The following is a 22,566-nucleotide window of genomic DNA, read 5'->3' on the forward strand; positions in this document are numbered from 1 at the left end:
CCATTATGTGCGACGTAGGCCGAATAAGACGCTTACGTCGCCATCCGGCAAATCCCCTATAAATAACATTTCAGTCTAATTTATTAACCCTTCCTTTTCATCTGGTTATTTCTTAACCCCTTAGTTTTCGTAGGGCCGCGTATCGCTTGCCATTGCGACGATATTTCGCCTATCATGCTGCGGTTATAATAATAATTATCGTTTACGTTATCATTCACTTTCATCAGAGATATACCAATGGCGCGTCTTAAAACTGCTCAGCCAAACTCCTCACTGCGTAAAATCGCAGTTGTAGTAGCCACAGCGGTTAGCGGCATGTCTGTCTATGCACAGGCGGCGGTTCAACCGAAAGAAGAAACCATTACCGTAACCGCAGCGCCTGCCGCGCAGGAAAGTGCCTGGGGACCGGCGGCAACCATCGCTGCAAGACAATCCGCCACGGCAACCAAAACGGACACGCCGATTCAAAAGGTGCCGCAGTCTATTTCTGTTGTTACCGCCGAAGAGATGGCGTTGCATCAGCCAAAGTCGGTTAAAGAAGCGTTGAGTTATACCCCTGGCGTTGCCGTGGGCACTCGTGGCGCGTCCAATACTTACGACTACCTGATCATTCGCGGTTTCGCCGCTGATGGCCAAAGCCAGAATAACTATCTGAATGGCCTGAAAATGCAGGGCAACTTCTATAATGATGCGGTGATAGACCCGTATATGCTGGAACGCGCGGAAGTGATGCGTGGTCCGGTTTCCGTTCTGTACGGGAAAAGTAGCCCTGGCGGTTTGCTGAATATGGTTAGCAAGCGCCCGACGACGGAGCCACTGAAAGAAATTCAGTTCAAGATGGGTACTGACAGCCTGTTCCAGACTGGTTTTGACTTCAGCGACGCGCTGGATGAAGAGGGCGTATATTCTTATCGTTTGACCGGTCTGGCGCGTTCCGCCAATGCGCAGCAGGATCGCGCGGAAGAGCAGCGCTATGCGATTGCGCCAGCGTTCACCTGGCGTCCGGATGACAAGACAAACTTTACGTTTCTCTCTTACTTCCAGAATGAACCAGAGACGGGTTACTACGGCTGGCTGCCGAAAGAGGGAACGGTTGAGCCGCTGCCAAACGGTAAACGTCTGCCAACAGATTTCAACGAAGGGGCGAAAAACAATACCTATTCTCGTAATGAGAAGATGGTAGGGTACAGCTTCGATCATGAATTCAACGACACCTTTACCGTGCGCCAGAATTTGCGCTATGCCGAGAATAAAGTCTCGCAAAATAGCGTCTATGGTTACGGCGTTTGTTCCGATCCGGCAAACCGTGACAGCAAGCAGTGCGCGGCATTAGCGCCAGAGGACAAAGGTCATTATCTGGCTCGTAAATATGTTGTTGACGACGAGAAACTGCAAAACTTCTCCGTTGATACTCAGTTGCAAAGTAAATTTGCCACCGGTGAGGTGGATCACACGCTGCTGACCGGCGTCGACTTTATGCGTATGCGTAATGATATCAATGCCTGGTTTGGCTACGACGACTCCGTACCTCTGCTTGACCTCTATAACCCGGTGTACACTGATTTCGACTTTGCTTCGCGAGATCCAGCAACATCCGGCCCGTACCAGATTTTGAATAAGCAAAAGCAAACGGGTCTGTACGTCCAGGACCAGGCACAGTGGGATAAAGTCCTGGTAACATTGGGTGGACGTTATGACTGGGCCGATCAAGAGTCTCTTAATCGCACTACTGGCATCACATCTAAACGTGATGATAAGCAGTTTACCTGGCGTGGTGGTGTTAACTATCTGTTTGATAATGGAATAACGCCTTACTTCAGTTATAGTGAGTCGTTTGAGCCGGCTTCACAGACGGGAGAGAACGGGAAAATATTTGCACCTTCGAAAGGTAAGCAGTATGAAGCGGGGGTTAAATATGTACCGAATGATCGGCCGATAGTCATTACCGGTGCGGTCTATCAGTTGACCAAAACCAACAACCTGATGGCTGATCCGGCGGGGTCTTTCTTCTCGGTTGAAGGCGGTGAAATTCGCGCCCGCGGCGTGGAACTAGAAGCGAAAGCGGCGCTTTCTGCAAGCATCAATGTCGTGGGTTCTTACACCTATACTGACGCCGAATACACGACGGATACGACTTATAAAGGTAATACTCCAGCACAGGTACCAAAGCATATGGCGTCGTTGTGGGGCGATTACACTTTCTTTGATGGTCCATTGTCCGGTTTAACGCTGGGGACTGGCGGGCGTTTCACGGGGTCAAGCTATGGCGATCCGGCAAACTCCTTTAAAGTAGGGAGTTATACGGTTGTCGATGCATTGGTACGTTATGACCTTGCGCGCGTAGGCATGGCAGGCTCCAACGTTGCCCTTCATGTCAATAATCTGTTTGATCGCGAATACGTCGCCAGCTGCTTCCAGACCTATGGCTGTTTCTGGGGCGCAGAACGTCAGGTCGTTGCAACGGCAACCTTCCGTTTCTAATTTCTTTTTGGGCACGGCTTGCCGTGCCCGTTTTACAAGTTGGCTGCGATGCAGGAAAACCACATTCATTCCGATACCACCTTTGCGCTGCGAAGCGTCGCCTTTCGTGTGCCGGGCCGCACGCTTTTACACCCCCTCTCGTTAACGTTTCCCGCAGGTCGCGTCACCGGACTTATTGGCCATAATGGTTCCGGTAAATCCACGCTGTTAAAAATGCTGGGCCGCCATCAGCTGCCTTCCGAAGGGGATATTCTGCTCGACAATCAGCCGCTGGCGAGCTGGAGCAGCAAGGCGTTTGCCCGCAAAGTTGCCTATCTGCCTCAACAATTGCCGCAGGCGGAAGGAATGACGGTGCGCGAACTGGTGGCGATTGGCCGCTATCCGTGGCACGGCGCGTTGGGACGCTTTGGCGTCGCGGACCGGGAAAAAGTAGACGAGGCGATTACGCTGGTCGGCTTAAAACCGCTGGCGCATCGTCTGGTAGACAGTCTTTCCGGCGGCGAGCGCCAGCGCGCGTGGATTGCCATGCTGGTCGCGCAGGACAGCCGTTGTCTGCTGCTGGATGAGCCGACGTCAGCGCTGGATATCGCCCATCAGGTTGACGTGCTGGCGCTGGTGCATCGCTTAAGCCAGCAGCGTGGGCTGACGGTGGTTGCGGTGCTGCACGATATCAACATGGCGGCCCGCTACTGTGATTATTTAGTCGCGCTACGCGGCGGTGAAATGATTGCGCAAGGAACGCCTGCGGAACTGATGCGCAGTGACACGCTGGAGAAGATTTACGGTATCCCGATGGGTATCCTTCCGCATCCGGCGGGCGCGGCACCTGTGAGTTTTGTGTATTAATGCGTGATTTATATCCTCTTACTCGCCGCCGTTTATTAACGGCGATGGCGCTCTCGCCGCTACTTTGGCAAATGAATACGGCGCAGGCTGCCGCTATCGATCCCCGCCGGATTGTGGCGCTGGAGTGGCTGCCGGTTGAGCTGCTGCTGGCGCTCGGTATTACGCCTTATGGCGTGGCGGACGTGCCAAATTATAAGCTGTGGGTTAGCGAACCGCCGTTGCCGGATTCGGTGATTGATGTGGGTCTTCGCACTGAACCCAATCTCGAACTACTGACGGAGATGAAGCCGTCGTTTATGGTCTGGTCGGCAGGTTACGGACCCTCGCCGGAGAAACTGGCACGGATCGCGCCGGGGCGCGGGTTCGATTTTAGCGACGGCAAAAAGCCGCTGGCGATAGCCCGACGATCGCTGGTTGAACTGGCGCAGACGCTGAATCTGGAAGCTGCGGCAGAAAAACATCTGGCGCAATACGATCGCTTCATCGCCAGCCAGAAGCCGCATTTTATCCGCCGCGGGGGGCGTCCGTTACTGATGACGACGCTTATCGAACCGCGGCATATGCTGGTGCTCGGCCCGAATTGCTTGTTCCAGGAGGTGCTGGACGAGTATGGCATTGTCAATGCCTGGCAGGGGGAAACCAACTTTTGGGGCAGTACGGCGGTCAGCCTCGATCGGCTGGCGATGTATAAAGAAGCGGATGTGATCTGCTTCGATCACGGGAATAGCACCGATATGAACGCGCTGATGGCAACGCCGCTGTGGCAGGCCATGCCGTTTGTCCGCGCCGGGCGTTTTCATCGGGTGCCCGCCGTTTGGTTCTATGGCGCGACCCTCTCCACGATGCACTTTGTCCGCATCCTGAATAACGTGTTGGGAGGCAAAGCGTGAGCAGAAAACGTGAAATGCCGGATGGCGGCGCGAAAAACGCCTTATCCGACCTACGGTTCGGGTGCTTTGTAGGCCGGATAAGGCGAAGCCGCCATCCGGCGTTGCTGTTATTGGCGCTGTTTGTTGCCGCCTGCTGGCTGACATGGGTTAACTTCTCCGTTGCGCTACCGCGCAGCCAGTGGCAACAGGCTATCTGGTCACCGGATATCGACATCATTGAGCAGATGATTTTTCATTACAGCCTGCTGCCAAGACTGGCGATTTCGCTGCTGGTGGGCGCGGGACTTGGGCTGGTAGGCGTCCTGTTCCAGCAAGTATTGCGTAACCCGCTGGCGGAACCGACCACGCTGGGCGTGGCGACCGGCGCGCAATTGGGGATCACGGTGACTACGCTATGGGCGATTCCCGGCGCGCTGACCACACAGTTTGCCGCCCTGACGGGAGCCTGCATTGTCGGCGCGCTGGTGTTCGGCGTGGCGTGGGGCAAACGCCTGTCGCCGGTAACCCTAATCCTCGCCGGGCTGGTGGTCAGCCTTTACTGTGGCGCAATCAACCAGTTACTGGTGATTTTCCACCACGATCAGTTGCAAAGCATGTTTTTATGGAGCACCGGAACGCTAACGCAAACCGACTGGAGCGGCGTGCAGCGTCTGTGGCCGCAGTTGCTGGGCGGTGTGATGCTCACGTTATTGTTGTTACGCCCGATGACGCTGATGGGGCTGGATGACGGCGTTGCGCGTAATCTGGGTCTGGCGCTGTCGTTAGCGCGTCTGGCGGCGCTGTCGCTGGCGATTGTGTTGAGCGCTCTGCTGGTCAACGCGGTGGGCATTATCGGTTTTATCGGCCTGTTTGCGCCGCTGCTGGCGAAAATGCTTGGCGCAAGACGTCTGCTGGCGCGCCTGATGCTGGCGCCGCTCATTGGGGCGCTTATTTTGTGGCTATCCGATCAGATTATCCTTTGGCTCACCCGCGTATGGATGGAGGTTTCCACCGGGTCAGTGACGGCGTTAATCGGCGCGCCGCTGCTCCTGTGGCTGCTGCCGCGGCTTAAAAGCATGAGCGCGCCGGATATGAACGCCAGCGATCGTGTGGCGGCGGAACGTCGGCATGTCCTCGCTTTTGCCGTTGCCGGTGGCGCGCTCCTGCTGCTGGCAACATGGGTCGCGCTCTCTTTTGGTCGCGACGCGCACGGCTGGACGTGGGCGAGCGGAACGCTGCTTGAAGAACTGATGCCGTGGCGCTGGCCGCGGATACTGGCGGCGTTAATGGCGGGCGTCATGCTGGCGGTGGCGGGCTGCATTATTCAGCGTCTGACCGGTAATCCAATGGCCAGTCCGGAAGTGCTGGGGATCAGTTCCGGAGCCGCGTTTGGCGTGGTGTTGATGCTGTTTTTGGTGCCGGGGAATGCCTTCGGTTGGCTACTGCCCGCCGGAAGCCTGGGCGCGGCGGCGACACTGCTGATTATTATGATAGCCGCCGGGCGCGGCGGTTTCTCGCCGCAACGGATGTTGCTGGCGGGGATGGCGCTCAGCACCGCGTTTACCATGCTGCTAATGATGCTCCAGGCGAGCGGCGACCCGCGGATGGCGGAAGTGTTGACCTGGATCGCAGGATCTACCTATAACGCCACTGGCGGGCAGGTTACGCGAACCGCGATCGTGATGGTGATTTTGCTGGCAATTGTGCCGTTGTGTCGCCGCTGGTTAACGATTTTGCCTCTGGGCGGCGATGCCGCGCGCGCGGTGGGCATGGCGCTTACGCCATCGCGTATCGCGCTGCTGGCGCTGGCGGCTTGTTTGACGGCAACTGCGACGATGACCATTGGGCCGCTGAGTTTCGTTGGACTGATGGCGCCGCATATTGCGCGGATGCTTGGTTTTCGCCGGACGATGCCGCATATGGTCATCTCGGCGCTGGCAGGGGGCGTTCTACTGGTCTTTGCCGACTGGTGCGGCAGGATGGCGCTATTTCCGTATCAGATCCCGGCGGGACTGCTTTCAAGCTTTATTGGCGCGCCGTACTTTATCTATTTGCTACGTAAACAGAGCCGGTAAAAAAGCTGTGCCACATTTATGTCGGGTGGCAGCCATGCTCAACCCGACCTACAAATTACACAATATCAATATGTTGTGGCAATATTTTGTAGACCTAAAAATAGCTGAACGCTATCAGCGTGCGAAAGCTGTCCTGTCACGTTTTATCGAGGGAACTCTGCTTGTATGTTCAGCAAGAAGCAGGGGTTATTTCTGTATCGATAAGTCATGTGCTATTTCAGTGGCGCGCCGCTGTCTCCTGAACAGGGTGACTAATTTCAACATATCCAGGCCCGAAACGTTGATGATAAATTGCGGCATGATCTATCCAATAATAAGAATTACCGGTTTCGGTATTAAGCCTTTTTAAATATTAAGATGTGGATGCCGCATCTTTAATGCATCTCGTAAATCAATTTTAATTTAATAATAAGTTTTCATTATAAAACTTCGATAATAAAATATTATTTTTTTATCGAAGTAATAAAAAACGACTCTATTAAAATAAATTAATTGCCACGAGTAAACAAAAAAAATGTAACTTAGCATTTTTTGATTTTTTTAATGGAATTTATACCAAAAATAAATCTTATGCGTCATTGCTATACATTCAGTACTGTAATTCTGATCTTTTTTTATTCATTTTGACATGTTTATTGTTTTTTTGGCTCTCCCGTCTTGCTTGCTTTGTTTGTTTTTTGAACGGTAAAAAATATTTATTATTTAATGCTGATGATCCTTTAAATAAAAAACACTTGTCTTTGGGTTTTTAATGGAAAATACTTTGTCGCGCCTAAGGGATGTTATTTATTAACGTGTTGTTTGCTTCTTTTGAATGTTGCATCGGGAATTTCATAACTCGTCATATAATATATATCTACCCATATAAACATGGGGTATTGAGTATAGCTCCGTGTGAATAGCGTAAAAATACTCACCAACTTTTAATAAGGATGAAAAATGAATACAGCAGTAAAAGCTGCGGTTGCTGCCGCACTGGTTATGGGTGTTTCCAGCTTTGCCAATGCTGCGGGCAGTAATACTGGTACGGTGACTTTTACCGGTACTATTGAAGATTCACCGTGTTCAATCGTGGTTGGCGACGAACACCAGACCGTTAACCTGGGCCATATCGGTACCGGTTCTCTGATGGGCGGTAAAGAATCTTCAAAAGTCGATTTCCATATCGGTCTGGAAAACTGCGCATTCACCACTGAGAAAGAAGCGTCTACCGTTTTCTCTGCCATCGGTAACGAATCCAGCGCTAATCCGGGCAGCGTTGCGCTGATGCGCATCGGCGGCGGCGAAATGGCGGGTTCCAGCATTGTCATCGGCAACCACCTGGGTTCCGCGATCAAATTGGGCGACGCTTACAGCGAAAACCTGACGATGAACGGCAGCGTTGCGGCGGCGAAACAGACTCTTAACTTCAAAGCCTGGGTGAAAGGCGATTCCGCTGCCACCACTATCGATACCGGCGAATTCAGCAGCACCGTAAACTTCACGATCAGCTATCTGTAAGTGAAATATCATCCTGCGGCAGTCTGCCGCAGGATAATGCTCAAAGTAAAAAAATAGATTATATATTTCAGGGATAGATTGTCTGATGGCTCACTATAAAAAATTTCGTCTGAGCACGCTTGCGGCCGTGGTGGGTATTGTTCTGGCTGTCGGTCCGGAAAATAGCTACGCGGAAGCGCCCATTCAATTTAATACCCGATTTCTTGATGTTAAAGATGATGCCAGCCTGGATCTCTCCCGTTTTTCCCGTAAAGGCTACATTATGCCGGGGAGCTATCATCTTCAGGTGCTGGTCAATCAGAGTCAAATTGCCCAGGATAATATTATTACGTATTCCGTTGATAATAACGATTCTGATAACACCTATCCCTGTTTATCGCCTGAACTGGTATCGCTGCTGGGGTTAAAACCTGAAATAGCAGATAAAATGATCTGGATAAATGCCGGTCAGTGTCTGCAACCAGATCAACTGGAAGGGATGGAAACCCAAACGGATTTAAGCCAGTCAACGCTGACGGTGATTATTCCGCAGGCCTATCTGGAATACAGCGATGAAGAGTGGGATCCACCTTCCCGCTGGGATGAAGGGATTCCCGGCGTGTTATTTGACTACAACGTTAACAGCCAGTGGCGACATGCTGAACATGATGACGGCGATGAATATGACATCAGCGGCAACGGCACGGTGGGTGCCAACCTCGGCGCGTGGCGTTTGCGCGCGGACTGGCAGGCTAACTATCGTCACGAAAATGACAGCGAAGATAAAGACAACTTTGGCTCCAGTTCCGAACAGAACTGGGACTGGAACCGCTATTACGCCTGGCGGGCGATCCCGCAGCTCCGGGCACAGCTAACGCTGGGCGAAGGATCGCTGGAATCCGATATTTTCGACGGCTTTAACTATGTTGGCGGCAGCCTTATTACCGACGATCAGATGTTACCGCCTAATCTGCGCGGCTACGCCCCGGATATATCAGGCGTGGCGCGCACCAACGCCAAAGTTACCGTGACCCAGCGCGGGCGGGTGATTTATGAGTCGCAGGTCCCGGCTGGGCCGTTTCGCATTCAGGATATTAATGAAACGGTATCCGGCGATCTACACGTCAAAATTGAAGAACAAAGCGGTCAGGTGCAGGAATATGACGTCAGCACCGCCTCCATTCCGTTTCTGACCCGTCCCGGCCAGGTGCGCTACAAGTTAGCAGCCGGGCGACCGCAGGACTGGGATCACAATATGGAAGGCGGCTTTTTCACTTCAGCCGAAGCCTCCTGGGGGATCGCTAACGGCTGGTCGCTGTACGGCGGCGCCATCGGCGAGCAGGATTATCAGGCGCTGGCGTTAGGACTGGGGCGCGATCTGGCGCTGCTGGGCGCGTTTTCCGTCGATGTCACCCATTCCCGTGCGACGCTGCCAGAGGGTAGCGCCTACGGCGACGGCGCCATTCAGGGTAACTCGTTCCGTGCCAGCTACGCTAAAGATTTTGATGATATAGACAGCCGTCTGACGTTTGCTGGTTATCGCTTTTCCGAAGAAAACTACATGACGATGGACGAGTTTATCGATACGCATAATGACGATAACGATCGTCAGCGTACCGGCCACGATAAAGAGATGTATACCCTGACGTACAGCCAGAACTTTTCGGCAATAAACGTCAACGCCTATATCAACTACACCCATCGCACCTACTGGAATCAACCCAACCAGGACAGCTATAACCTGACGCTGTCGCACTATTTCGATGTCGGCGAGGTGCGCGGGATCAGTCTGTCGGTGAACGGTTTTCGCAACGAATATGACAATGAGCGTGATGACGGCGTGTACGTCTCGCTCAGTATTCCGTGGGGCAACAACCGCACGCTGAGCTACAACGGCTCCTTTAGCGATGACAACAACAGTAATCAGGTCGGCTATTACGAGCGCATTGACGATCGCAATAACTACCAGATCAACGCTGGCCGCGCGGATAACGGTGCGACTCTCGACGGCTATTACCGTCATCAAGCGAGCTATGCCGACATTGACGTCAGTGCGAACTATCAGGAAGGCGACTATACCTCCGGCGGGCTGAACATCCAGGGCGGCGCGACGCTGACTGCTAAAGGCGGGGCGCTGCACCGTACCAGCGTCAACGGCGGCTCGCGGCTGATGGTGGATGTCGGCGATGAAGCGAACGTACCCATCTCCGGCTACAGCACGCCGGTATATACCAACGCGTTTGGTAAAGCCGTCATTGTCGACGTCAACGACTACTACCGCAACCAGGTGAAAATCGACATTACCCAGTTGCCGGAAGACACGGAAGCAACCCTCTCCATCGCTCAGGCGACCCTGACGGAAGGGGCGATCGGTTATCGCCGCCTGGAGGTGCTCAGCGGTAAAAAAGCCATGGCCAGTATCCGCCTGCGCGATGGCGGCACGCCGCCCTTCGGCGCGGAGGTTTACAACAGTCGCCAGCAACAGTTAGGGATCGTAGGTGAAGACGGCAGCGTTTATCTGATCGGCATTAACCCCGGCGAGCGGTTGCAGGTGACATGGGAAGGTAAAACGCAGTGTGAAGCGGCGTTGCCCGATCCGTTGCCGGGCGATCTGTTTAGCGGCCTGTTGCTGCCGTGCATCGGCGACGCTTCATCACCTAAGGCAACGCAGCCCGAAGAGAAACCATTACTCCAGCTTCATACGCAGCGGCTGACGTCTTCAACGCAACCCGAAGCGCTCTCTTCTCGTTATCCAACACATTGATTCAGGAAATCGCATTCATGATGCCATTAAAACGTTATAACCTGGCCGCTGTTTTGCTGCTTTTGCTGGACGGCTACGGTAGCGCTCAGGCCGCCATCGCGCCCGATCGCACCCGCCTGGTGTTTCGCGGCGAAGATAAATCGATAAGCGTCGATCTGAAAAACGCCAACAGCAAACTGCCCTATCTGGCGCAGTCCTGGGTGGAAGATGAGAAGGGCGTCAAAATCACCTCACCTTTAATCGTCGTCCCACCGGTCCAGCGCATTGAGCCGTCGGCAATCGGACAGGTCAAAATTCAGGGGATGCCGGCGCTGGCGTCGCTCCCCCAGGATCGGGAAACCCTTTTTTATTACAACGTGCGCGAAATTCCGCCGCAAAGCGACAAGCCCAATACGCTGCAAATCGCCCTGCAAACGCGCATCAAAGTTTTTTACCGTCCGCAGGCGCTATCGAAAATCGATATGCAGCATCCATGGCAATACAAGATCACCCTTCAGCGTCAGGGCAATGGCTATCAGGTGAGCAATCCGACCGGTTACTACGTGGTGTTAAGCAACGCCAGCAACCGCATGGACGGCACACCGGCCAGAGGCTTTAGCCCATTAGTGATTGCACCAAAAAGCAACGTGACGCTGGGAGGGGACGCCAGTGAATTAGGTCACTCGCCTGTGCTGACTTACGTCAACGATTATGGCGCGCGGTTACCGCTGATTTTTAACTGTACTGACAACAGTTGTGCGGTAGATGAAGCAAAAAGCAGAAAGTCGTAACCGACAAGGAGACGCAAGATGAGGCAATGGCGGTTACGGCTGGGCACGGTAACGTGTGCGGCCATGCTGAGTGCGGTCAGTATGCCGCTGGCAGCAGGAAGTAAGACGGTCAACATGACGCTGACGATAGTCGTTAATGCCGCGCCGCCCTGTACTGTGACCGGCGGTGAGGTGGAATTTGGCAATGTGTTGACGACGAAAGTGGACGGAGTGAATTACCGGCAGGCGGTGGGCTATCGCCTGAGCTGTAACGGCAGAGTGAGCGATTACCTGAAGTTACAGATTCAGGGGAATGCGGTGACTATCAATGGCGAGTCGGTATTGCAAACCGATGTCGATGGATTGGGTATCCGACTGCAAACCGCCACGGATGGCGCGCTGATTTCACCCGGCAATACGCAATGGTTGTCATTTCAATACAGCGGCGGCAGCGGTCCGGCCATTGAGGCAATTCCCGTCAAAAATAATGGCGTAACGTTAACAGGTGGCGCGTTTAACGCAGGCGCCACGTTGGTGGTGGATTACCAATGAAAAAAATGGCTTTGATAGTGTTAATAAGCAGCAGTTTTGCCGCGCAGTCGGCTGAGAACCTTAAGTTTCACGGCACATTAATTTCACCGCCGAATTGTACGATTAACAATGATCAGACGATCGACGTTGAGTTCGGTAACCTGCTGATTAATAAAATAGATGGTACGCGTTATGCGCAGAATGTTCCGTATGAGATCACCTGTGATTCAACGGTACGCGATGAGACGATGGCGATGACCCTGACGCTAAGCGGTTCCGTGAGTGATTTTAATCCGGCGGCGGTAAACACCAGCGTGGCGGGGCTGGGGATTGAACTCAGGCAGAACGACCAACCCTTTACGTTGGGGTCCACCATTACGGTGAATGAACAGTCGATACCTGTTCTGAAAGCCATACCGGTTAAAAAGAGCGGTGCTTCGCTGAAAGAAGGCGGCTTCGATGCGACGGCAACATTACAGGTGGATTATCAGTAATGGCTAAAAGACAGGCGTTATTACACGGCGCGGCCTGCATCCTCTGTGGGGCGCTGATATTGCCGGTCTCAGCGGCAGATAATCTGCATTTTTCCGGTAGCCTGGTGGCCAGTCCTTGCACGCTCACGATGCAGGGGACGGGGATTGCCGAAGTCGATTTTTCGTCGCTTGACAGTTCTGATTTCACTCCCGACGGCCAGTCTGCTCGTAAGCCTCTGGTGTTTGAGCTCACGGATTGCGATTCGGCGCTGAGTAACGGGGTGCAGGTGACTTTCACTGGAACCGAAGCGACCGGAATGCGCGGTATCCTGGCCATCGATAGCCATTCAGGCGCTTCCGGGATCGGGATTGGTATTGAAACGCTATCCGGCGTTCCCGTGGGCATGAACGATGAAGAGGGGGCGATATTCACGCTGGTGACGGGGAATAACGCGCTAAGCCTGAATGCCTGGGTACAACGTCTTCCTGGCGAAGATCTGGTTCCGGGAACGTTCTTCGCAAGCGCACTAGTTACATTTGAGTATTTATGATGAAAATAATACGGACTTTATTTTTGCTGCTGATTGCCGTTTATGGCAGTTCGGTAGTGGCTAAACCCATGCTGAAAGCGACGTTTTCAAGTACCACGCTCTATTACGGCATAGGTCCGAGTACCTTCGATCGCTCGATTCTGCTGAATGTGATGGTGGATACACATGACGGAGTATACTATGGCACCTGGCAGCTAGGAGGGGTTTTTAAAAATCGTCCGGTACCCTTACAATCCTGGTCGGGGCCAGAGCCCGCGCCGACGGTTGTGTTACGCGATTTCGATAACAGCGTTGCGCGCTCCAGTTGCCAGAATATGCCAGCGAGTTGGCACGATTGTGGCTCTTTTACCGTGGATATTACGGTACAAAGCGATGACTATGGTTGCCCCTGGCTGGCAACGAGTCGTGTCACTGCTGCTGATGGTATCTCTGGCGAAACGTATTCCCCGCCGGATACGCGCAGTTCAGTTTGCCCGAAAGTTCCCGTTGATACTTTTGATATCTCCTGGGATGCGAACGTTTCGAAACAGAAAACAACCCTCATGCTTGATGCCACCGGTGGCACGGTGAATCGCACGTTACATACCTATTTGATGGAGGGGGGGAAACTTTGCGATGGCAGCAAATTTGACGACCGTGGCGCTTATTGCCGTTTTGTCTCATCGGGTATTACGCTCAATGTGCTGGGCTGCGACCAGTCGAGCGTCACGACCAGCGCCGTTGATCATCCGATAACCGATGTTGAGCTTCATGACATTAATGTGGCGGTGAACACCCGCAACATTGGCTCCGGGCAGTTCACGTCGACCTGTAGCTTCCAGTATATTATTGATGAGCTTTAGGGTGTCTGGTGCGGTTCAGGCTAACCTGCGATGAACCAATAAAAAGCCGGGTGGCGGCTTCGCCTTACCCGGCCTACGTTGTTTCTGGACGTTCTCTTTTACAGCGTCGCAAACACCCGACGCGCGGCGTCAATAGTATTATTAATGTCGTCCATGCTGTGTGCGACCGACATAAAGCCCGCCTCAAACGCCGATGGCGCCAGATACACGCCTTCCTCCAGCATCAGGTGGAAGAAACGCTTAAAGCGTTCCACGTCGCACGCCATCACGTCCTGATAGCAGGTTACGCTCTCAGCGTCGGTGAAGAAAATCCCGAACATGCCGCCGACATGGTTGACGACCAGTGGGATCCCCGCCTCCTGCGCCGCTTCGCACAGCCCTTCCGCCAGGCGGGTGGTGAGCTCATCCAGCGTTTCATGAATGCCGGGCTGGGCAACTTCATTCAGGCAGGCGAAACCGGCCGCCATCGCAATCGGGTTGCCGGAAAGGGTGCCCGCCTGGTAAACCGGGCCCGTCGGCGCCAGCGCATCCATTACATCGCGACGACCGCCAAACGCGCCTACCGGCATCCCGCCGCCGATGATTTTACCCAGACAGGTCAGGTCAGGCACGACGCCGTAGTAATCCTGGGCTCCGGCCAGTGCTACGCGAAAACCGGTCATCACTTCGTCGATAATCAGCAGCGCGCCGAACTCATCGCACAAGGCGCGCAGGCCGGGCAGGAATTCCGGCAGCGGCGGGACGCAGTTCATATTGCCCGCCACGGGTTCGACGATGATACAGGCGATTTCCTGCGGATATTGTTCAAACGCCGCGCGTACTGACGCCAGATCGTTATAAGTGCAGGTCAGCGTATGTTTCGCGAAATCTGCCGGCACGCCCGGCGAGTTCGGCTGACCAAGCGTCAGCGCGCCAGAACCGGCTTTGACCAGCAGGCAGTCGGCGTGGCCGTGGTAGCAGCCTTCGAATTTGATAATCTTATCGCGGCCAGTAAAACCACGCGCCAGGCGAATAGCGCTCATGGTCGCTTCGGTGCCGGAGTTCACCATGCGCACCATGTCCATGGTCGGCACCAGGTTGGTGACCAGTTCCGCCATTTTCACTTCCATCTCGGTTGGCGCGCCGAAGCTTAAACCGCGCTCCGCAGCTTCGATCACCGCATTGCGGATAGCCGGATGGTTATGCCCCAGTACCATTGGCCCCCAGGAACCGACATAGTCGATATACGCTTTGCCATCGACATCATAAAGATACGCGCCGTCCGCTTTTTCGATAAACAGCGGGGTGCCGCCCACGCCAGTGAAGGCGCGAACAGGGGAGTTCACGCCGCCGGGGATCAGCTCGCGGGCCGCGCTATAGAGATTTTCAGACTTACTCATGGAAAGATTCCTGGTTCGTAGAAAAAGTGAATACCCGCTATTCTAAGTTATTCAGAGAAGGTTATGAAAGTTTTACGCATTTGAAACAATACGATTTGCAGGGGATTTTCGCGGCGTTGGCGAGTAGAATGCCGACTTTAGATTTGTATTACCAATTAATGATCTTCTGATGAAAACAGACACTTCCACCTTTTTAGCTCAGCAAATTGTGCGTTTACGGCGCAGAGATCAGATTCGCCGGTTAATGCAGCGGGATAAAACGCCGCTGGCCATTCTGTTCATGGCGGCCGTTGTCGGCACGCTTACCGGACTGGTTGGCGTCGCCTTTGAAAAGGCCGTTTCCTGGGTACAAAACATGCGCATTGGCGCGCTGGTTCAGGTCGCGGACCATGCGTTTTTGCTTTGGCCGCTGGCCTTTATCCTTTCGGCGTTACTGGCGATGGTCGGCTACTTTTTGGTGCGAAAATTTGCGCCGGAAGCCGGCGGCTCGGGTATCCCGGAAATTGAAGGTGCGCTGGAGGAGCTACGTCCGGTGCGCTGGTGGCGCGTGTTGCCGGTGAAGTTTATCGGCGGGATGGGAACGTTGGGCGCAGGAATGGTATTAGGGCGCGAAGGGCCAACGGTGCAAATCGGGGGCAACCTGGGGCGCATGGTGCTGGATGTTTTTCGTATGCGCAGCGCCGAAGCGCGGCATACGTTGCTGGCGACCGGCGCGGCGGCGGGGCTCTCTGCGGCGTTTAACGCGCCGCTGGCGGGTATCCTGTTTATTATTGAAGAGATGCGCCCGCAGTTTCGCTACAACCTGATTTCGATTAAAGCGGTGTTTACCGGCGTCATCATGTCGAGCATTGTGTTCCGCATATTTAACGGCGAAGCGCCAATTATTGAAGTCGGCAAACTGTCTGATGTGCCGGTTAACACGCTGTGGTTATACCTTATCCTCGGCATTATTTTTGGCTGCGTCGGGCCGGTATTTAATTCGCTGGTGCTGCGTACCCAGGATATGTTTCAGCGCTTTCATGGCGGCGAAATTAAAAAATGGGTGCTTATGGGCGGCGCGATCGGCGGCCTGTGCGGTATTCTGGGGTTGATTGAGCCGGAAGCGGCAGGCGGCGGATTTAACCTTATTCCTATCGCCGCGGCAGGTAATTTTAGCGTCGGGCTACTGCTGTTCATCTTTATTGCCCGGGTGGTCACGACGCTGCTTTGCTTTTCTTCCGGCGCGCCGGGGGGCATTTTCGCCCCGATGCTGGCGCTGGGAACGCTGCTTGGTACGGCCTTCGGTATGGCGGCGGCAGTGCTTTTCCCGCAGTATCACCTGGAGGCCGGTACCTTTGCGATTGCCGGGATGGGGGCGCTGATGGCGGCGTCGGTGCGCGCCCCGCTGACGGGGATTGTGCTGGTGCTGGAGATGACTGATAACTACCAGCTCATTTTGCCAATGATTATCACCTGTCTTGGCGCGACACTATTAGCCCAGTTTTTGGGCGGGAAACCGTTATACTCAACCATCCTGGCGCGCACTCTGGCGAAGCAGGATGCGGAACAGGCGGCGAAAAACCAGAATGCGCCTGCGGGCGAGAATACTTGAACGAATTACCAGGGTATTAGATAATGACTGCCAATATTGGGTGAAAATTTATCCAATTACCGATGTCGTTTGGAGCAAAATATGAGTGATGACGTAGCGCTGCCGCTGCAGTTTACCGACGCAGCAGCGAATAAAGTAAAAAGCCTTATCGCTGACGAAGATAACCCGAATCTGAAATTGCGCGTGTATATCACCGGCGGTGGTTGTAGCGGCTTCCAGTATGGTTTTACCTTTGACGATCAGGTTAACGAAGGGGATATGACCATCGAAAAACAGGGCGTTGGCCTGGTGGTTGACCCGATGAGTTTGCAGTATCTGGTGGGTGGTTCGGTCGATTATACCGAAGGCCTGGAAGGTTCCCGCTTCATTGTAACCAACCCGAATGCGAAAAGTACCTGCGGGTGTGGCTCTTCCTTCAGCATTTGATTGTTGTTCGTTGTGCCGGATGGCGACGCGAGCGTCTTATCCGGCCGACAGGAAAGATGTTCCAGGCCCGATAAGCGTAGCGCCATCGGGCAAAACAATATCAACGTCCGTTTTCATCCAGTGCAAACGTCGGCAATTTCAAATGCCAGCGAATGGCCGCCAGCCGAATGAACAGCGTGACGACCATACCCATCATGCTGGCGCTTTCCAGCGGTACTGAAAACGTATAAAACGCGGTAGCGTGAACAATCCCGCCGATAATACAGGCCGTGGCATAGATTTCGGTGCGTAGGATCATGGGGATCTCGCGTGCCAGAACATCGCGAATAATCCCGCCGCCGACGCCGGTAATCACGCCCATACAGACAGCCACTAATGGCCCCGTTTCAGCGAGGAAGGCTTTATTCACCCCAATGCCGACAAACACCGCCAGCCCGACCGCATCCAGTACCGGCAACATCCATTTCGGCAGACGTCTTGGCTGGCGAACCAGCAGGATGGTCAGCATACTGGTGACCATGGCGACGACCAGATCGGTAGGATCTTTAACCCAGAATACCGGGCCGTTATCCAGCGCCATATCGCGGATTGTCCCGCCGCCGACGGCAGTAACGACGCCGAGCACCAGGACGCCGAACGGGTCCATACGTAATTTCCCGGCCAGTAACACGCCAGAGATAGCAAATACAGCCGTGCCTACAATATCCAGCCAATAGACGAGCATTGTCGAATCCCCACTGGGAGCCTGGTAAGACAGGCTCTAATTCACCTGTGAAAGCGCATTACAGAGTTGTTTTGCGGCGAGGATAATACGCGGGCTTGCGCGTTCAAACCAGTCGCTGTTAAGCGGAATAACCGGAATTTTTAACAGGTTTCCCCAGTATTGTTCAATTTTGAGAATTTCGCCCGCTTTTCCGGCCACGATAATGGCCTGGGGATGCCTTGCCAGCACCTGTTCACGGCTGACTTGCGGCCACGGCACGCGGCTGTCAGCAAAGACGTTTTCTCCGCCGCAGGTCGTCAAAACCTGATGTTGAATAGACCCTTTACCACTGGTAAACAGAGGATTCATGCCAAACTGAAGAAAGACGCGCTTTTTAGCTTTACCGGCATACTCGGCGTTGAGTGCGGCGTACTCGTTTAGCAATGTCTGCGCTGCCTGCTGAGCCTTTTCCGGCTGCGGGCTCCAGGCGGCCAGTTGACGGAGCGTGTCGGCGATCTGTTCGATGCTTACCGCGTCCACCCACATGACCTTAATACCTAATGACGTCAGTTGGTTTACCTGGCGTTCCGCATTACCGCCGCGCCAGGCGACGACCAGATCCGGCTTCAGCGCCACAATGCGTTCCAGATTCATTCCCTGCCAGGTAGAGACCTGTTCTATTTTTTGCGCTTCGGGCGGGTAGTCGGAATAGCTGCTGACGCCAACGGGCGTAATCCCGGCGGCAAAAGCGAGCTCCGTATTGGCGGGAGAGAGGGTAATGACGCGCGGCGCAGCGTAAAGCCACACCGGGAGCGTAAGCAGCAGGGCGACCAGCGCCCTGAACATTTGCTTAGCCATGCGCCAGTTTCTGTACCAGCGTTTCGACCATCAGAGTTGACTGTTTCGCCGCCACCGCGAGGAATTCGTCAAAGCTGAGGTGCGATTGCTGATCGGCCACGTCAGAAATAGCGCGTACCACCACGAACGGCACGTTGAAGTTATAGCAGACGTGGGCGATAGCGGTGGCTTCCATCTCTACGGCGACCGCGTCGGGGAAGTTATGCCGAATTTTCGCCAGCCCGACGGAGCCGTTAATAAACGCGTCGCCGCTAACAATAAGGCCGCGTACCGCGTTCAGATTCAACTCCCTGATGCAGGATTCCGCGGCGGCGATCAGTTTGTCATCGGCCTTAAATCCGGCCGGACAGCCCGGTAATTGCCCGTATTCATAGCCGAAAGCGGTCACATCAGCGTCGTGGTAACGCGCTTCGTCAGAGACGACGATATCGCCGACCTTCAGCGTGGACGCCAGACCGCCTGCGGAACCGGTATTGATGATCACGTCCGGCTTGCAATGCTCCAGAAGCAACGTTGCGCCCAGCGCCGCCGCGACTTTACCGATACCGGATTTCAGCAACGCCACTTCGGTGCCGTTCAACTGGCCAGTGTAAATTTCGCAGCCGCCCAGCGTAATCGTCTGACGGTTGTCAATTTTGTCACGCAGCAGCGTAACTTCTTCTTCCATTGCGCCAATGATGCCGATTTTCATAGATTTACTCGCGATAAGTCAGTTTTGGGGGCATAGTTTATCATGCGCTTATGGGGAAGCGCATTTCTCAGGCGGGGAGAGGATATGGCATCGATCGATTTCCGAAATAAAATTAACTGGCATCGTCGTTATCGTTCACCGCAGGGCGTAAAGACGGAACATGAGATCCTGCGGATTTTTGAAAGCGATCGCGGGCGGATTATCAACTCTCCGGCTATACGCCGTTTGCAGCAAAAAACGCAGGTTTTCCCGCTGGAGCGCAATGCCGCGGTGCGTACTCGCCTGACGCATTCGATGGAGGTGCAGCAGGTAGGGCGTTATATCGCGAAAGAGATTTTAAGCCGCCTGAAAGAGCAAAACCGACTGGAGGAGTACGGTCTGGATACGCTGACCGGTCCCTTTGAAAGTATTGTGGAAATGGCCTGCCTGATGCACGACATCGGTAATCCGCCGTTCGGTCATTTTGGCGAGGCGGCGATCAATGACTGGTTTCGTCAGCGGCTGCATCCGGAAGATGCGGAAAGTCAGCCGCTCACGCATGATCGCTGTGTGGTTTCCTCGCTACGGTTACAGGAAGGCGAAGAAAACCTGAACGATATTCGCCGCAAGGTACGTCAGGATATCTGCCATTTTGAAGGCAATGCACAGGGAATTCGTCTGGTGCATACGCTCATGCGGATGAATCTTACCTGGGCGCAGGTTGGCGGAATTTTAAAATATACCCGTCCGGCATGGTGGCGAGGGCCGGTGCCGGATTCCCATCGCTATTTAATGAAGAAACCGGGCTATTATCTTTCTGAAGAGAAGTATATTGCGAGGTTACGTAAAGAACTTCAGTTAGCGCCTTACAGTCGCTTTCCATTAACGTGGATTATGGAAGCCGCAGATGATATTTCTTATTGTGTCGCCGATCTTGAAGACGCGGTAGAGAAAAGAATCTTTAGCGTTGAGCAGCTTTATCACCATTTATATCACGCGTGGGGCCACCATGAGAAGGATTCGCTGTTTGAGCTGGTGGTAGGAAATGCGTGGGAAAAATCACGCGCCAATACATTAAGCCGCAGTACCGAAGATCAGTTTTTTATGTATTTACGGGTAAATACATTAAATAAACTGGTGCCCTATGCCGCTCAGCGTTTTATTGATAATTTGCCGCAGATTTTTGCCGGTACCTTCAATCAGGCGCTGCTGGAAGATGCCAGCGGTTTTAGCCGCCTGCTTGAACTCTATAAGAATGTGGCGGTTGAACATGTGTTTAGCCATCCGGATGTAGAACAGCTTGAACTACAGGGATACCGGGTGATCAGCGGGTTATTAGATATCTATCAGCCGCTATTAAGCCTGTCGCTTAACGACTTTCGCGAGCTGGTGGAAAAAGAACGGTTGAAACGCTTCCCCATAGAATCGCGCTTATTTCAGAAACTTTCTACGCGCCATCGTTTGGCCTACGTGGAAGTCGTCAGTAAATTACCCACGGATTCGGCGGAGTACCCGGTACTGGAATATTATTATCGCTGTCGGTTGATTCAGGATTATATCAGCGGGATGACTGACCTTTACGCATGGGATGAATATCGGCGTTTGATGGCGGTCGAACAGTAAATGGACTTTTGTAAAGATGGACAATAAATTTTTACTTTTTCCAGAAACTTTGTTCCGGAACTTCGCGTTATAAAATGAATCTGACGTACACAGCAATTTTGCGTTACCTGTTAATCGAGATTGAAACACATGAAAAAAACCACATTAGCAATGAGTGCACTGGCTCTGAGTTTAGGTTTGGCATTGTCGCCTCTGTCTGCCACGGCGGCTGAAACGTCCTCTTCAGCAATGACTGCCCAGCAGATGCCAAGCCTGGCACCGATGCTCGAAAAAGTGATGCCATCGGTGGTCAGTATTAATGTAGAAGGTAGCACCACGGTGAATACGCCGCGTATGCCGCGTAATTTCCAGCAGTTCTTTGGCGATGACTCCCCGTTCTGCCAGGACGGTTCTCCGTTCCAGAATTCTCCGTTCTGCCAGGGCGGCGGTAACGGCGGCAACGGCGGTCAACAACAGAAATTCATGGCGCTGGGCTCCGGCGTAATTATTGACGCCGCGAAGGGCTACGTCGTCACCAACAACCACGTGGTTGATAACGCCAGCGTGATTAAAGTACAGCTTAGCGATGGGCGTAAATTCGATGCTAAAGTGGTAGGCAAAGATCCGCGTTCTGATATCGCGCTGATTCAAATTCAGAATCCGAAGAACCTGACGGCGATTAAGCTGGCGGACTCCGACGCGCTGCGCGTGGGGGATTATACCGTCGCTATTGGTAACCCGTTTGGTCTGGGCGAAACGGTGACGTCAGGTATCGTTTCGGCGCTGGGGCGTAGCGGCCTGAACGTAGAAAATTATGAGAACTTTATTCAGACCGACGCCGCGATTAACCGCGGTAACTCCGGCGGCGCGCTGGTGAACCTGAACGGTGAGCTGATCGGTATTAACACCGCGATTCTGGCGCCGGACGGCGGCAACATCGGTATCGGCTTCGCTATCCCCAGTAACATGGTGAAAAACCTGACGTCGCAGATGGTGGAATACGGCCAGGTGAAACGCGGCGAACTGGGGATCATGGGGACTGAGCTGAATTCCGAATTGGCGAAAGCGATGAAAGTCGACGCCCAGCGTGGCGCGTTCGTCAGCCAGGTGATGCCGAATTCGTCCGCGGCGAAAGCGGGTATCAAAGCCGGGGATGTCATTACCTCGCTGAACGGTAAACCGATCAGCAGCTTTGCGGCGCTGCGCGCTCAGGTCGGCACTATGCCGGTCGGCAGCAAAATCAGCCTCGGTCTGCTGCGTGAAGGTAAAGCGATTACGGTTAATCTGGAACTGCAGCAGAGCAGCCAGAGTCAGGTTGATTCCAGCACCATCTTCAGCGGGATTGAAGGCGCTGAAATGAGCAATAAAGGCCAGGATAAAGGCGTTGTGGTGAGCAGCGTGAAAGCGAATTCACCCGCCGCGCAAATTGGCCTCAAAAAAGGCGATGTCATTATCGGCGCTAACCAGCAGCCGGTGAAAAATATCGCCGAGCTGCGTAAGATTCTCGACAGCAAACCGTCGGTTCTGGCGCTGAATATTCAGCGTGGTGATAGTTCTATTTATTTGCTGATGCAGTAATCACCTTTGTCCCCCTTCCTCCATGGAAGGGGGCAACACTTTTCTGTGAAACCCCCCACAACTCCATACTTATTTGCACCGTTTTGTGCATTTGCACAA

General features: G+C 53.7%; 19 protein-coding genes. 15 read left to right on the forward strand and 4 right to left on the reverse strand.

Annotation, left to right across the window (positions count from 1 at the left end; translation table 11 throughout):
- Positions 1–237: 237 nt before the first annotated feature.
- The 11 genes from fhuA (at position 238) to stfH (ending at position 13,660) form a co-directional block, all read left to right on the forward strand.
- A complete protein-coding gene (gene fhuA / locus ACLJPQ_RS11585; protein WP_000113213.1) occupies positions 238–2,481 on the forward strand; it encodes a ferrichrome porin FhuA in 2,244 nt (747 codons plus the stop codon).
- A gap of 48 nt (positions 2,482–2,529) precedes the next feature.
- Positions 2,530–3,327 (forward strand): Fe3+-hydroxamate ABC transporter ATP-binding protein FhuC, encoded by a 798-nt coding sequence (gene fhuC, locus ACLJPQ_RS11590; RefSeq protein WP_010835135.1) that lies wholly within the window; start codon positions 2,530–2,532, stop codon positions 3,325–3,327.
- Positions 3,327–4,217: a Fe(3+)-hydroxamate ABC transporter substrate-binding protein FhuD gene (gene fhuD / locus ACLJPQ_RS11595; RefSeq protein WP_080184977.1), complete on the forward strand. Its 891-nt coding sequence runs from the start codon at positions 3,327–3,329 to the stop codon at positions 4,215–4,217. Before fhuC ends, fhuD begins: the two co-directional genes overlap by 1 nt.
- Positions 4,218–4,231: 14 nt before the next feature.
- A complete protein-coding gene (fhuB, locus tag ACLJPQ_RS11600; protein WP_109161209.1) occupies positions 4,232–6,271 on the forward strand; it encodes a Fe(3+)-hydroxamate ABC transporter permease FhuB in 2,040 nt (679 codons plus the stop codon).
- 939 nt (positions 6,272–7,210) lie between these two features.
- Positions 7,211–7,771: a fimbrial major subunit StfA gene (gene stfA / locus ACLJPQ_RS11605; protein WP_001090554.1), complete on the forward strand. Its 561-nt coding sequence runs from the start codon at positions 7,211–7,213 to the stop codon at positions 7,769–7,771.
- 85 nt (positions 7,772–7,856) lie between these two features.
- Complete coding sequence (locus ACLJPQ_RS11610; RefSeq protein ID WP_080184976.1) at positions 7,857–10,514, forward strand: outer membrane usher protein; 2,658 nt, start codon at positions 7,857–7,859, stop codon at positions 10,512–10,514.
- 17 nt (positions 10,515–10,531) lie between these two features.
- On the forward strand, positions 10,532–11,284 hold the full coding sequence (stfD, locus tag ACLJPQ_RS11615) for a fimbrial chaperone StfD (RefSeq protein ID WP_080184975.1): 753 nt from the start codon (positions 10,532–10,534) through the stop codon (positions 11,282–11,284).
- 18 nt (positions 11,285–11,302) lie between these two features.
- Positions 11,303–11,815 carry a fimbrial protein gene (locus ACLJPQ_RS11620; protein ID WP_001250313.1) on the forward strand — a complete coding sequence of 171 codons (513 nt, stop codon included), beginning with the start codon at positions 11,303–11,305 and terminating at the stop codon, positions 11,813–11,815.
- Positions 11,812–12,288 carry a fimbrial minor subunit StfF gene (gene stfF, locus ACLJPQ_RS11625; protein WP_000737993.1) on the forward strand — a complete coding sequence of 159 codons (477 nt, stop codon included), beginning with the start codon at positions 11,812–11,814 and terminating at the stop codon, positions 12,286–12,288. The genes ACLJPQ_RS11620 and stfF overlap by 4 nt, the downstream gene beginning before the upstream one ends.
- Positions 12,288–12,818 (forward strand): fimbrial protein, encoded by a 531-nt coding sequence (locus ACLJPQ_RS11630; protein WP_001129319.1) that lies wholly within the window; start codon positions 12,288–12,290, stop codon positions 12,816–12,818. Before stfF ends, ACLJPQ_RS11630 begins: the two co-directional genes overlap by 1 nt.
- Positions 12,818–13,660: a fimbrial adhesin StfH gene (gene stfH, locus ACLJPQ_RS11635; protein ID WP_001747688.1), complete on the forward strand. Its 843-nt coding sequence runs from the start codon at positions 12,818–12,820 to the stop codon at positions 13,658–13,660. Before ACLJPQ_RS11630 ends, stfH begins: the two co-directional genes overlap by 1 nt.
- A gap of 98 nt (positions 13,661–13,758) precedes the next feature.
- Here the strand turns inward: stfH and hemL are convergent, their stop codons facing one another.
- The gene (hemL, locus tag ACLJPQ_RS11640) at positions 13,759–15,039 is read right to left on the reverse strand and encodes a glutamate-1-semialdehyde 2,1-aminomutase (RefSeq protein ID WP_080184974.1); all 1,281 of its coding nucleotides are present in this window, start codon (positions 15,037–15,039) and stop codon (positions 13,759–13,761) included.
- Positions 15,040–15,208: 169 nt separating this feature from the next.
- Here hemL and clcA point away from each other — a divergent pair, with 169 nt between their 5' ends.
- The gene (gene clcA / locus ACLJPQ_RS11645) at positions 15,209–16,630 is read left to right on the forward strand and encodes a H(+)/Cl(-) exchange transporter ClcA (protein ID WP_410967605.1); all 1,422 of its coding nucleotides are present in this window, start codon (positions 15,209–15,211) and stop codon (positions 16,628–16,630) included.
- A gap of 81 nt (positions 16,631–16,711) precedes the next feature.
- Positions 16,712–17,056 carry an iron-sulfur cluster insertion protein ErpA gene (gene erpA / locus ACLJPQ_RS11650; RefSeq protein WP_001278668.1) on the forward strand — a complete coding sequence of 115 codons (345 nt, stop codon included), beginning with the start codon at positions 16,712–16,714 and terminating at the stop codon, positions 17,054–17,056.
- 100 nt (positions 17,057–17,156) lie between these two features.
- Here the strand turns inward: erpA and ACLJPQ_RS11655 are convergent, their stop codons facing one another.
- The 3 genes from ACLJPQ_RS11655 to mtnN are packed head-to-tail and all read right to left on the reverse strand — an operon-like array spanning position 17,157 to position 19,308.
- Positions 17,157–17,780, reverse strand: a complete 624-nt coding sequence (locus tag ACLJPQ_RS11655; RefSeq protein WP_000964234.1) for a TRIC cation channel family protein — start codon at positions 17,778–17,780, stop codon at positions 17,157–17,159.
- A gap of 36 nt (positions 17,781–17,816) precedes the next feature.
- Entirely contained in the window at positions 17,817–18,617 is an 801-nt protein-coding gene (gene btuF / locus ACLJPQ_RS11660; protein WP_001118838.1) for a vitamin B12 ABC transporter substrate-binding protein BtuF, read from the reverse strand.
- Positions 18,610–19,308: a 5'-methylthioadenosine/S-adenosylhomocysteine nucleosidase gene (mtnN, locus tag ACLJPQ_RS11665; protein WP_000689822.1), complete on the reverse strand. Its 699-nt coding sequence runs from the start codon at positions 19,306–19,308 to the stop codon at positions 18,610–18,612. The genes btuF and mtnN overlap by 8 nt, the downstream gene beginning before the upstream one ends.
- 84 nt (positions 19,309–19,392) lie before the next feature.
- Between mtnN and dgt the strand changes: the two genes are divergently transcribed.
- Both dgt and degP read left to right on the forward strand, forming a co-directional pair.
- Positions 19,393–20,910 carry a dGTPase gene (dgt, locus tag ACLJPQ_RS11670; protein WP_000146455.1) on the forward strand — a complete coding sequence of 506 codons (1,518 nt, stop codon included), beginning with the start codon at positions 19,393–19,395 and terminating at the stop codon, positions 20,908–20,910.
- A gap of 129 nt (positions 20,911–21,039) precedes the next feature.
- Complete coding sequence (degP, locus tag ACLJPQ_RS11675; protein ID WP_000753958.1) at positions 21,040–22,467, forward strand: serine endoprotease DegP; 1,428 nt, start codon at positions 21,040–21,042, stop codon at positions 22,465–22,467.
- The last annotated feature ends 99 nt before the right edge of the window (positions 22,468–22,566 follow it).

The organism is Salmonella sp. SAL04213, from assembly GCF_046550535.1.
Lineage (GTDB): Bacteria > Pseudomonadota > Gammaproteobacteria > Enterobacterales > Enterobacteriaceae > Salmonella > Salmonella enterica.